Below are 12,743 nucleotides of genomic sequence, written 5' to 3' on the forward strand. Positions count from 1 at the left end.
AAGGTTTTTCCATAAAAGGAAGAGGGAAGTACATATTTATGCAAGCGCTTACTTATAAACTTTGTTATAAAAGTAAGCAAGAATAATGAGTTTGTATAAAAATTCGTCACGATTCGACAAAACTTTTCAGAAAATTTTTATTAATAGCAATTGTAAAAGAGGTTTTCTGATTTTATGATGAATATAGGCAAAAATAAAACACGTAAATTTTTTGCATGTTCATCAACAGAAACTAAAAATCTACTAGTTTAAAGAGGAGTGATGGTGTGGTCCAAGATACAACTTTAGAGCATGATATCTATTTATTCCATGAAGGAAACCTCCGTTACAGTCACAGGCTGCTCGGGGCGCATCCGGAGACGAGAAATGGGGAGAAAGGTGTCCGTTTTGCCGTTTGGGCTCCGAATGCTGTTCAGGTGAGCGTCGTTGGGATGTTCAATGATTGGGACGGCCGGGAGAATCCGATGGAAAAAATCAATGATAACGGAATTTGGATCGCCTTCATTCCGGGTCTTGAAAAAGGCACGATATATAAGTATGAGATATTAACGACTCACGGACATCTACAGTTGAAAGCGGATCCATATGCAATCTCCAGCGAGCTTCGACCTGATACGGCTTCTGTCGTCTACCCTCTGGAAAATTACTCTTGGGGCGATGAGGAGTGGATGAAGCAGAGAAAGGCGAAGAACCCCTATGAATCTCCAATGTCCATCTACGAGCTTCATCTAGGATCATGGAAAAACATCGAACCTGAGGTCTTTTATAATTACCGGGACTACGCTGACACAGTGATCCCTTACGTCAAAGAACTAGGGTATACCCATATCGAACTCCTTCCATTGACAGAGCACCCTTTCGATCGTTCATGGGGTTATCAGGCGACAGGGTACTATTCTGTCACCTCTCGTTATGGAACCCCCGATGATTTCAAATATTTTGTCGATCAGTGTCATAAATATGGAATCGGTGTCATATTGGATTGGGTTCCGGGGCATTTCTGTAAGGATGCTCACGGGTTACGCCGGTTTGATGGAGAAGCTCTCTATGAATATGCCAATCCTAGTAAGGCGGAGAAAACACAGTGGGGGACGCTTACGTTCGATTTTGCTAGAAACGAAGTCCAAAGCTTCCTTATTTCGAACGCGATCTACTGGCTGAAGGAGTACCACCTCGATGGTTTGCGGGTCGATGCCGTGGCGAGCATGCTTTATTTGGATTTCGGCAAGGAAGATGGCGAATGGGAGCTGAATGAGTACGGCGGTCGTGAAAATTTGGAAGCTGTATCGTTTATCAAAAAAATGAACGAAGCCATCTTTGAGGAAACTCCGGATGTATTAATGATGGCCGAAGAGTCCACCTCGTGGCCGCTTGTCAGTGCGCCAACCTATATAGGCGGTCTTGGCTTCAATTATAAATGGAACATGGGCTGGATGAACGACATGCTCAAGTATATGGAGATGGATCCGATTCACCGAAAATACCACCATAACTTGATCACCTTTTCATTGTTCTATGCTTTTTCCGAAAACTTTGTACTACCGATTTCTCATGATGAGGTCGTTCATGGCAAGAAATCGTTACTAAATAAAATGCCGGGTGATTACTGGCAGAAGTTCGCGAACCTGCGAGCCTTTCTTGCCTATATGTATGCCCACCCAGGGAAGAAACTCATGTTCATGGGAGGTGAATTCGGACAGTTCGATGAGTGGAAAGATTTAGAAGATCTGGATTGGGAGCTATTGGACTATGATTCTCACGCCTCCATATTGGATTATACGAAACAATTGCACCAATTGTATCAAGATATGCCTGCCTTATGGGAACTTGATCATAAGGAAGAAGGCTTCATGTGGATCGATGCCAACAACTATGAGCAGAGTATCATCTCATTTGCCCGCAACAGTCGTACATCCAATGACCAGTTGGTAGTCGTCTGCAACTTCACTCCAGAAGTCTATCACGATTACAGAATAGGAGTACCGAAACATGGCTCATATAAAGAAATTTTCTCGAGCGACGCGGAACATTTCGGAGGTTCTGGGCAGACGAACGGTCTGCCTTTAGAAAGCGTACCTTCCCCATGGCAAGGACAGGATCAGCATATTACCATGACGATTCCCCCGCTCGGTGTGAGCTTCTTGAAAAGAACTTCAGTATCCAAGGAGGAAAATCATGAAAAATAAAGAATGTGTAGCAATGCTTCTGGCTGGCGGACAAGGGACCAGGCTGAAGTCATTAACCAAACAAATCGCAAAACCAGCCGTCTACTTTGGCGGAAAATATAGAATCATCGACTTTCCATTGAGCAATTGTACGAATTCAGGGATCGACACAGTTGGTGTCCTTACTCAATACGAACCGTTGATTTTGAATGACTATATCGGAATTGGCGACACATGGGATCTTGACCGTAAGTATGGGGGCGTTTCCGTTCTGCCTCCATTCATGCAGGCGGAAGGCGGAGGTTGGTACACAGGAACAGCCAACGCCATTTATCGTAACTTGAAGTTTCTGAATCAATACGACCCGGAACATGTTCTTGTGCTGTCTGGTGACCACATTTATCGAATGGATTACGGTGCGATGCTTGATTATCACAAAGGTTCCGGTGCTGACGCAACAATTTCGGTTATTGAAGTGCCGTGGGACGATGCCAGTCGTTTTGGCATTATGAACACGGATGGAGATGGAAGAATTACTGAGTTCGATGAAAAACCAGAGAATCCGAAGAGCAATTTGGCGTCCATGGGTGTCTACATTTTCCGTTGGGATGTTTTGAAACAGTACCTGATTGAAGATGCCGAGAAGGAAAATTCTTCCCATGATTTCGGGAAGGACATCATTCCAGCTCTTCTTTATGATTATAAAAAATTGATGGCTTACACATTCGAAGGTTACTGGAAGGATGTCGGTACGGTCGACAGCCTTTGGGAAGCGAACATGGACCTTCTGAAGAGGGAGCCTGAGTTGGATTTGAGTGACCAAAAGTGGCGCATCTATTCAAAAAACCCGAACCAGCCGCCGCAATATATTGCGCCGACGGCTCACGTGAGAAATGCATTAATCAATGAAGGTTGCCGAATAAAAGGAACCGTAGATACATCGATTATTTTCTATGGTGTCCACGTGGATGAAACTTCTGTTGTCAAAGACAGTGTCATCATGCCTGATGTGAAAATCGGCAAAAATGTGAAGATTCACCGTGCCATCATTTCTAAAGGCAGCGTCATTGAAGATGGAGCGGTCATCGGTGACCCATCACCAGACAGTGAAATCACACTCGTGGCAGATGAGGGAAGTGTCCTTGCCACAAGTTATGCTACCAATAGTTAAAGGGAGGATTTTATGGATCGTATAGCAGGAATCATAAACTTAGATCACGAACAAGACATGTTGGATGAGTTGACCTATTTCCGTTGCGGCGCAGCCGTACCATTTGCGGGGCGTTACCGGATGATCGACTTTGCCATTTCAAATATGACGAATTCCCGGATTGAATCCGTGGCGGTATTCGCTCGCAGAAAGTACCGCTCCCTGATGGACCATTTGGAGCAAGGGAAAGCGTGGGACTTGGACCGCAAGCGTGGCGGGTTGTTCATTCTTCCTCCAGACTGGAATGATCCAACAGACATTTCACGTGGGGACTTGCAGCATTTTCACAACAATATTGATTTCATCAATCGAACGTTAGCGAACTATATTGTCGTCTCAGGTTCGCAGCACATCTGCAATATCAATTATCAAGATGTCCTTCAAGAGCATAAGAGCTCTGGTGCCGATGTTACGGTTATCTACAAAAAAGTGGATGAACTTTACCCCGAGCATCAAAGAGCCCACAAGCTTGACGTTGATGAAAATAACCGGGTGACAGCGATCCACAATGATCATAGCAATAACAATGTGTACATGGATATGTACATCATTGAAAAAGACCTCTTATACAACTTGATTGAAAAATGCATTGCCCATGGCTGCTCCCACTTTTTCCTGGACGGGATCAAAGCCAAATTGCCTGACATCAATATCCATGCGTATGAATACCATGGAGGTCATGCTTTAGTGAACTCTGTTGAAAGCTACTATCGCAATAATGCGAAGCTCTTGAATCCAGAAGACCACGATGAATTGTTCAAAGATGATGCTCCCGTGTTCACGAAAATTAAAAATGAAGCACCTTCCAACTATACCGCTACATCCAACGTTTCCAATACGATGGTCGCCAATGGATGTGTCATTGAAGGTCATGTGGAGGACAGCATTCTCTTCCGCGGTGTGAAAGTCGCTGAAGGAGCGGTCATCAAAAATTCAATCATTATGCAACGCTGTGAAATTGATAGCAATGCCGTTTTAGAAAACGTCATTCTTGATAAAGACTGCAACATTTCAAACGGAAAGACATTGATTGGCGCTCCAGAGAAGCCGTATGTCGTAGCGAAAAGAAGAACCATGTAAAATACCCCAATGGAAGGGACTGTCCGGATCTCATCACTCTGACAGTCCTTTTCATGTAATCAGCTTATTCGTGATGTTTTGAACATGTTTCCAACTATTAATTAAAGGAGTGGGTCAAACGTGAATGTATTGATGATTGGTTCTGAGTGTACCCCTTTTATAAAAACAGGTGGGCTTGCTGATGTCCTCGGTTCTCTCCCTCATGCCTTAAAAAAGCAAGGCGCGGACGTGCGTGTCATCCTTCCTAAATATGAGAATATGGATGACCACTGGAAAGAACAGCTGGAGCATCTGGATGAATTGAATGTAGAGCTGGGTTGGCGCAACCAGTATGCGGGGATTGAATATATTAAATATGAAGGAATTCCTGTTTATTTCATAGATAACGAGTATTATTTCAAGCGATCCAACCTTTACGGATACGATGATGAAGCAGAACGGTTCGTTTTCTTTAACCGTGCCGTGATGGAGTGGGTCTGTGAAATGGATTGGACTCCTGATGTTTTGCATTGCCATGATTGGCAGACAGGGTTGATTCCGGTTTACTTACATACCCACTACAAAGAAGTTGAGAAACTTCAAGGTATGAAAACCGTGTTTACCATCCATAATTTGAAGTATCAAGGTGTATTTGCCCAATCCGTGCTTCATGATTTGATGGGCTTTGATGAGAGCATGATGACGGAAGACGCGTTTGAATTTTTCGGGGACATCAATTTCATGAAAGGGGCCTTGAATTACGCGGATTTCATTACGACGGTCAGTGAAACTTACGCAAAAGAGATTCAAACACCTTATTATGGGGAAAACCTAGATGGAGTGTTAAGAAAGCGTACAGATGAATTGATCGGGATCGTCAACGGCATCGACGATCAAAACTATAACCCTATGAAAGATGATGCCCTGGCGTTTCCTTATCGCAGTTCTTTAGTCAAGAAAGGCCAAAACAAAATGTGGCTGCAGGCGGAGCTTGGTCTGCCGGTCAGAAAAGATGTTCCAATGATTGGCATCGTTTCCAGGCTGGTGGAGCAAAAAGGATTCGATTTGATCGGACGGGTCATCGATGAGTTGTTATATCACGAGGACGTCCAGATCGTCTTGCTTGGTACAGGTGAATACCAATATGAACAGATGCTCCAGTGGGCCCAGCACCGACATCCAGAAAAAATGTCTACGAATATCCGATTTTCAGAACCTTTTTCCAGACAGATTTATGCGGCGAGTGATTTATTCCTCATGCCATCCCGTTTTGAACCGTGCGGCATCGGCCAGTTGATTGCTTTGCGATATTTGGCTGCCCCAATTGTAAGGGAAACGGGAGGACTTGCGGACACGGTTCAGCCATATAATGAGGAGACAGGAGAAGGGAACGGATTTTCGTTTACCAACTACAACGCCCATGACATGCTGTACACCATTCGCAGAGCGATTGAATTCTATCAGGAACCTGCTGCTTGGCAGAATCTTGTGAAGAACATTTGCAAGAGTAAGTTCACATGGAAAAACTCTGCTGATCAATATATGGATCTTTATCAATCCATGTTTCGTTAGCAGGGGTGATAGGAGGAACCTTCATGGTGATGTTCAGTGACAAAGAAGAATTCAAGTCAGAGTTCAAAGCACAGTTGGAAAGTAAGTTTGGTAAGACCATAGACACAGCATCTGAGTTCGATACGTACCGGGCGCTCGGGGCGTTGATTCGCGAGAAGATCAATAAAGATTGGTTGAAGACGAATCGGGAGTACAAAACGAACAAGACAAAGCAGGTGTATTATTTCTCCATGGAATTTTTAATGGGGCGTCTGCTCGGCAATAATTTATTGAACTTGGACGTACTTTCGCTCGTTGAAGAAGGGTTAGCAGATCTCGGGCTCTCTTTATCGGAACTCGAAAAGAAGGAAAGTGATGCTGGTCTTGGTAATGGCGGCTTAGGACGATTAGCTGCTTGTTTTCTTGATTCCCTTGCTTCTTTAGAATTGGCTGGACATGGCTATGGGCTGCGGTACCGATATGGAATGTTCGATCAGCATATCATCGATGGAAAACAGGTGGAATTCCCGGATTATTGGCTTTCAAAAGAATTCATCTGGGAAGTTCGCCGCCCGGAAGATGCGATTGAAGTGCGCTTTGGCGGAAATGTATCATCGACAAGAGATAAAGATGGAAAACTCCATTTTAAATATGAAAACTATGAACCTATACAGGCCGTCCCTTACGATGTACCTGTTGTTGGTTACCACAACGATACCGTGAATACGTTAAGACTCTGGTCTGCTGAACCAACGGTGGAGGATACGATGACAAAAGCAGAAAGGGAAGGGGTTTTCGGTCACTTCTTAGATCATAAGCGATCCCTCGAATCTATTTCAGATTTCCTTTACCCAGATGACTCAACAGAGGAAGGGAAGAGTCTTCGTTTGAAGCAGGAATACTTCTTGGTATCCTCTGGCGTGCAATCGGTTGTGCGATCGTTTGAAAGACTTGGACTTCCATGGTCTTCGTTCCCTGATAAGGTCGCGCTTCATATCAACGACACGCATCCGGCTCTTGTCATTCCTGAGCTGATGAGAATTCTTATGGATGAAAAAGGGATTGGCTGGGAGGAAGCCTGGGAGATTACGCAGTCCTCTGTTTCTTATACGAACCACACGACATTAAGTGAAGCTCTCGAGTCGTGGCCGGTGGGGCTTGTCCGGACACTGCTTCCGAGGATTTTCATGATTATCGACGAAATCAATGAACGGTTTTGTCAGGGCTTATGGAAAACCTATCCTGGTGAATTCGACCGGATTGCGGATTTAGCCATCGTGGCGGATGGCCAGGTGAAAATGGCCCACTTGAGTATTGTCGGCAGTCACAGCATCAATGGAGTGGCTAAGCTTCACACGGATATCCTGAAGGAACGTGAAATGAAACGTTTTTATAACACATTTCCTGAGCGCTTTAACAATAAAACGAACGGCATTACCCACCGTCGCTGGCTGATGCATGCCAACAGCCCGTTGACCTCTGTCATTACCGAGGCTATTGGTGAAGAGTGGATGAAAGAGCCGAAACAATTGACTCGGTTGCTTAACTTTAAAGATGACCTGGCTTTTCTTGACAAGCTTCATGAAATCAAGCAGGAGAATAAAGTGAATTTCGCCAAATGGGTTAAAAATACGCAAGGGATCACAGTCGACCCGAATTCCATCTTTGATGTTCATATCAAGCGACTGCACGGGTACAAACGCCAATTGCTTAATGCCCTTCATATTATCCATTTATATAATGAATTGAAGTCGGACCCGACGCTAGATATTGTTCCGAGAACCTTCTTCTTCGGAGCAAAAGCAGCGCCAAGCTATCATTTTGCAAAAAAAGTGATCCAACTCATCAACCGCATCGCATCTGTGGTCAATAACGACCCTGATGTGAAGGATTATATAAAAGTGGTCTTCCTGCCGAACTACTCGGTTTCCATCGCAGAGAAGATTATTCCGGCGAGCAATGTCAGTGAACAAATTTCGATGGCCACAAAAGAAGCTTCAGGAACAGGCAACATGAAGTTCATGATGAATGGAGCGCTCACCCTTGGAACCATGGATGGAGCGAACGTGGAAATCCATGACCTTGTTGGAGATGATAATATTTATATTTTCGGTTTAACGTCTGATGAAGTGTGGGACTATTACCGAAACGGATCTTATTCTTCCCGAACGGTTTATGAGAATGATGAGCGTGTCCGTCACATCATGGATGAACTCATTCATTACAGCCCGTTTTCCAAAGGAGAGACCGATTTTCAGGAGATTTATGATGCTCTTCTGACCTATAACGATGAATATTTTGTGCTTAAAGATTTCGCAAGCTACGTATTAGCTCAGAAAAAGGTGAGTCAGGATTATCAACGCAAACGTCAGTGGAACTTAAAGAGTCTTGTCAATATCTCTCAATCCGGAGATTTCTCAAGCGACCGGACCATTCAGGAATATGCCCGCGAGATATGGGACATTCAACGTGTGAAGACATTGAAGTGAGGTACTATTTAGGGGGACGGATGTGTGAGACAAAAGGATATGTATCACAATAGTTTTGAAGAATCTTATCGAGAGCCTTTCGGTGCAGCGCCGAAGGGTTCTCCTGTTACGCTCAAAATTGACATCAGTGACCGGTACAGGGTTTCCCACGTCATCCTTCACTACATCTTAGACCGCACAGACGATGAGAAGACGAAGGAGATGGACCTCTGTAGTCAGGAACATCAGCAAGTGTCTTATGAAGCCACAATACGCATGCCTGAAAGGCCACAGCTCATCTGGTATTTTTTCGAAATCATTTTAGAGGACCAGACCCTCTTTTATGGCCGTGAAAAAAGCTATGAAAGCGGGGAGGGGAAGGTGTATAATCATATCCCTCCTTCGTGGCAGATTACGGTGTACGACCCTTCTTATAAAACCCCGGATTGGTGGAAAAACGCAACGATGTATCAAATCTTCCCGGACCGTTTTTATACTGCAGGAGAGCTCGAAATGGAGAAAGCACCGGAGACGAGTCTGGTGCACGCCCATTGGGAAAATGATCCGGTCTACATTCGAAATGAACGAGGAGAAGTCATTCGTTGGGACTTCTTTGGCGGAAACCTGAAAGGAATCACTGAAAAACTCGATTATATTGAAGGTTTAGGGGTATCCGTTATTTATTTGAATCCGATTTTCGAAGCGGAAAGCAACCACCGTTATGATACAGGCGATTACCACAAAATCGATCCTCTCCTGGGTACGAAAGAAGACTTGGAAACATTGATCAAGGAAGCGGCTGAAAAAGGAATTGAAATCATGCTGGATGGAGTTTTCAGTCATACTGGAAGCAACAGTATTTACTTTAATCGAGAAGGAAAATATGATTCTCTCGGCGCGTATCAATCTAAAAATTCCCCGTACTACAGCTGGTACACCTTTCACCATTACCCAGATGAATACGATGCCTGGTGGGGCGTTGGGACGCTTCCGACATTGAATAAAGAAAATGAAGACTATCAGGACTTCCTCGTCCATGATGAAGAGAGTGTCATCAAGACATGGCAGCAATCAGGGATGAAGAACTGGCGCTTGGACGTGGCTGATGAACTGACCGATGACTTGATCAGTCAAATTTATCGTCAGTTGAAGAAGAAGGATGAATCGAGTGTCCTCCTCGGGGAAGTTTGGGAGGATGCTTCCAACAAAACGGCTTACGGAAAACGACGGGACTACTTCTTGGGTGGTGTCCTGGATTCCGTGATGAACTATCCTATGCGTCGCTTGATGCTTGACTTCATGAAGGGTGAGATGGATGCTTATACCGTTCACCGCCGATTAATGACGTTAAGTGAACATTATCCGAAAGAGTACTTCTATGCTGTCATGAACATGCTTTCCAGTCATGATGTAGAGAGAATCCAAACGATGTTGGAAGACTATCTTCCAGATGATTTTAGCCAGGATGAAGCAGAGAAACTCATCCTCAAGCAAATCAAATCTCTCAGTCTTTGGCTCTATGCATTTCCAGGCGTGCCTTCTTTGTATTATGGGGACGAAGCTGGTGTGACAGGAGGGGCTGACCCTGATAATCGCAAACCATACCCTTGGGGGCGAGAGAATAAAGAATTGTTGGATTGGTATCAAAAGATCGGACAGTGGAGGAAAGAACATACCGCGCTCCGCACCGGTCATTGGAAGTCTTTCACCCTCGACAAAGATGTCATCGGCTTTGAACGCTGGACAGAAAACGGTGTAGACCATTTCAATGAGGAAACCAGTGATGAACGAATGCTTTATTTATTCAACCGGAATACAAGAAAGAAGATTGAAATCAACCTTCCAATTCAAAAAGGGAAGTGGCAGCATTTAGAAAACAAAAAAAGGATTTTTAGTTCGAAAAACAATGTGTTAACCATTGAACTCGAACCTTGTGAAGCCATGTTATTACGTTTAATGAAATAGGAGGGAATACTTATGGGGTTTTTAGATGGACTGATGGGCAATGCCAGTCAGGTGGATGTCGATAAGCTTGAAAGAGAGCTCGAAGGCATCCTTATCGAAGAGGAAAACATTCAAAGCGGGTACAAAGTTTTGAGAGATTCTTTCATTTTCACAGACCGCCGCCTCCTTCTCATCGATAAGCAAGGCATGACAGGGAAAAAGGTCGAGTATCACTCTATTTCGTACAAGAGCATCACTCACTTTAGTGTCGAGACAGCAGGGAGCTTTGACCTTGATTCCGAATTGAAAATCTGGCTCTCCGGAACGAATGAACCGATTGGTAAGCTCTTTAAGAAAGACAGTCCGATTGAAGAAGTTCAACAAACCCTCGCTACCTATGTATTATAAATGTTTCACGTGAAACAATTCTGAAAATAAGCCTGGATGTAAGCTTCCAGGCTTATTTTTTATGCTGATTTTTCAACTGTAAAGCATTATTTATGAATACTTGTGTTCGAAAAAATTAGCCGTACTTTATTACTTAAGGCGTTAGGTTTATTTCGGAAGGAATTGGAATTTTGTGTGTGGGAGTAGTAATATAGTCGGGTGTCATTTTTTGCATAAGAGTTTAGTAGGTAAGGGAAGTTTTCACTTTACACTTTCTATGTGCTGAAAACCACCATATCCTGGTGGTTTCGAGGAACTTATAAGATAAAGGGACGGAGGGAAACGGTGAGACTCCTATGGGGGGTGCGGGAGAGCTGAGACCCCGGGAGGCGAGACTGAGGAGGCTCAGCGCCCGCCCAATGGAAAGCGAACTGTACCCCGAAGCCCCTAAATTACACAAGCGTCTCGAAACTGAGCCTTCAAGAAAAGGGAACTTAGTGGTAAAACTACAATAGGAATCTATAAATTCCATATAAATTTGAATTTTTGGTCTGATTAGCCCATCATAAGTAATAGATATATACTGTTAAACAACAATGAAAGCGTTATCAAAACGAGGTGTGGAAATGAAGCTTGAATTGACTCATAAGCAAACGACAGGCTTAGTAATGACAACACAAATGCGTCAAGCGATCACGATGCTTCAATGGAGCTCTGCTGAATTATGGGAACATATCCAGCAGGAAATCCATGAGAACCCCATTTTAACGTTAGATACCCCAAGTATGATCCCTTCCAATCGTCATCATCGAGAAGCCTATCACGATCCGATCGATCAAATCGTACCCGATGAAAAAAACTGGCGTGATAGCTTAGTGGAACAAGCAGGCTGGTTGAAGGTTGATCAGTCATTAAAAGAAGCGCTCCTTTTTTTAATTGGAAATTTAGATGAACGTGGGTTTTGTACAATTTCTGAAGAGGAAGCGGCTCTGCAAACCGGCCCATCGTTGGATACGATCAAGCGAGCGAGACGTCTTTTACTACAGTTTGAACCGATGGGTGTTGGGTGCTTGGATTTTAAAGAATTTCTACTCTTACAAGTAGAAAAAAAGCATCCGGATTCTTCTGTTTTGTCTGTGTTGATAGAAAATCATTTAGAAGACCTAGCCACTCAGAACTTCAAAAAGGTAGCTGGTGAACTGGACATAGAGGAAGCGTGTGTCGTCGACGCCTTGGAAGTCATCCAGTCTTTAGAACCGCGTCCGCTGCTTCCGGATTACGGAACGAACAATATGCCGGCGTTGCCTGAGTTGATACTGGAAAAAAAAGATGGAGGCTATGTACTCCATGACCCTTTTTCTGTCAGCGGTCAAATCCAGTGGGATGAGCAGTTGGTTCGTATGTACAAAGAGGGGAAGGAAGCCCATGAATATTTGGACGAATGCTATAAAAAAGCGCGCTGGCTTCTCCAAAGCATAGAACAAAGACAAAATACGATTCTAAAAGTGGCAGAAATGATCATCAAGCACCAGCGAGGCTTTTTGAATGGAGGTTCATTGAGGCCGCTCACTTTAAAAAAGGTGGCTAAAAAACTGGGTGTCCATGAGTCGACAATCAGCCGGACTGTTGCCAACAAAGTCTTGCAGACGCCGAAAGGATTATACGAATTGAAAAGCTTTTTTGTGACGGGTTATCAATCCGCGGATGGAGCAGAAATCTCTTCTCAGCACATTAAAGCTTTAATAGGAGAGATGATTCAAAAAGAAAATCCTCTGAAAGCTTTATCTGATCAAAAAATGGCGACAGAGTTAAAGGAAAAGCATAACGTCAAAGTGTCGCGTCGAACCGTTGCTAAATATCGAGAGTCTCTAAATCTCCCATCCTCATCCAAACGAAGAGCTTCGGCACGTGAAGGGGTTTCTCCTATTCTTCTACATTCCTAGGTTAATTCCCTGAAAA

The 12,743-nt window shown here is 44.0% G+C and carries 8 protein-coding genes; all 8 read left to right on the top strand.

From position 1 onward, the window contains the following. The first annotated feature begins 266 nt into the window (after nt 1-266). The 8 genes from glgB to rpoN all read left to right on the top strand — a co-directional run bounded on the left by glgB (nt 267) and on the right by rpoN (nt 12,727). Nucleotides 267-2,186, top strand: a complete 1,920-nt coding sequence (gene glgB / locus GLV98_RS15065; RefSeq protein WP_160916682.1) for a 1,4-alpha-glucan branching protein GlgB — start codon at nt 267-269, stop codon at nt 2,184-2,186. Then, nucleotides 2,176-3,336, top strand: coding sequence for a glucose-1-phosphate adenylyltransferase (locus GLV98_RS15070; protein ID WP_160916684.1), 1,161 nt, complete (start codon nt 2,176-2,178; stop codon nt 3,334-3,336). Before glgB ends, GLV98_RS15070 begins: the two co-directional genes overlap by 11 nt. Before the next feature lie 12 nt (nt 3,337-3,348). Then, the gene (glgD, locus tag GLV98_RS15075; RefSeq protein ID WP_160916686.1) at nt 3,349-4,455 is read left to right on the top strand and encodes a glucose-1-phosphate adenylyltransferase subunit GlgD; all 1,107 of its coding nucleotides are present in this window, start codon (nt 3,349-3,351) and stop codon (nt 4,453-4,455) included. 120 nt (nt 4,456-4,575) lie between these two features. After that, complete coding sequence (gene glgA, locus GLV98_RS15080) at nt 4,576-6,006, top strand: glycogen synthase GlgA (protein ID WP_160916688.1); 1,431 nt, start codon at nt 4,576-4,578, stop codon at nt 6,004-6,006. Nucleotides 6,007-6,035: 29 nt separating this feature from the next. After that, nucleotides 6,036-8,474, top strand: coding sequence for a glycogen/starch/alpha-glucan phosphorylase (locus GLV98_RS15085; RefSeq protein ID WP_160916776.1), 2,439 nt, complete (start codon nt 6,036-6,038; stop codon nt 8,472-8,474). A gap of 24 nt (nt 8,475-8,498) precedes the next feature. Then, on the top strand, nt 8,499-10,418 hold the full coding sequence (locus tag GLV98_RS15090; RefSeq protein WP_160916690.1) for an alpha-amylase family glycosyl hydrolase: 1,920 nt from the start codon (nt 8,499-8,501) through the stop codon (nt 10,416-10,418). A gap of 12 nt (nt 10,419-10,430) precedes the next feature. Beyond that, nucleotides 10,431-10,805 carry a PH domain-containing protein gene (locus GLV98_RS15095; protein WP_160916692.1) on the top strand — a complete coding sequence of 125 codons (375 nt, stop codon included), beginning with the start codon at nt 10,431-10,433 and terminating at the stop codon, nt 10,803-10,805. Nucleotides 10,806-11,410: 605 nt separating this feature from the next. After that, nucleotides 11,411-12,727 (top strand): RNA polymerase factor sigma-54, encoded by a 1,317-nt coding sequence (gene rpoN, locus GLV98_RS15100; protein WP_160916694.1) that lies wholly within the window; start codon nt 11,411-11,413, stop codon nt 12,725-12,727. Nucleotides 12,728-12,743: the final 16 nt, after the last annotated feature.

Source organism: Halobacillus litoralis, from assembly GCF_009856415.1.
Taxonomy (GTDB): Bacteria; Bacillota; Bacilli; order Bacillales; family Halobacillaceae; genus Halobacillus; species Halobacillus litoralis_C.

Excerpts from the sequence above, each read along its gene's own strand:
- GLV98_RS15070 (WP_160916684.1), top strand. The coding sequence starts at position 2,176 with ATGAAAAATAAAGAATGTGTAGCAATGCTTCTGGCTGGCGGACAAGGG.
- glgD (WP_160916686.1), top strand. The coding sequence starts at position 3,349 with ATGGATCGTATAGCAGGAATCATAAACTTAGATCACGAACAAGACATG.
- GLV98_RS15085 (WP_160916776.1), top strand. The coding sequence starts at position 6,036 with ATGTTCAGTGACAAAGAAGAATTCAAGTCAGAGTTCAAAGCACAGTTG.
- GLV98_RS15095 (WP_160916692.1), top strand. The coding sequence starts at position 10,431 with ATGGGGTTTTTAGATGGACTGATGGGCAATGCCAGTCAGGTGGATGTC.
- rpoN (WP_160916694.1), top strand. The coding sequence starts at position 11,411 with ATGAAGCTTGAATTGACTCATAAGCAAACGACAGGCTTAGTAATGACA.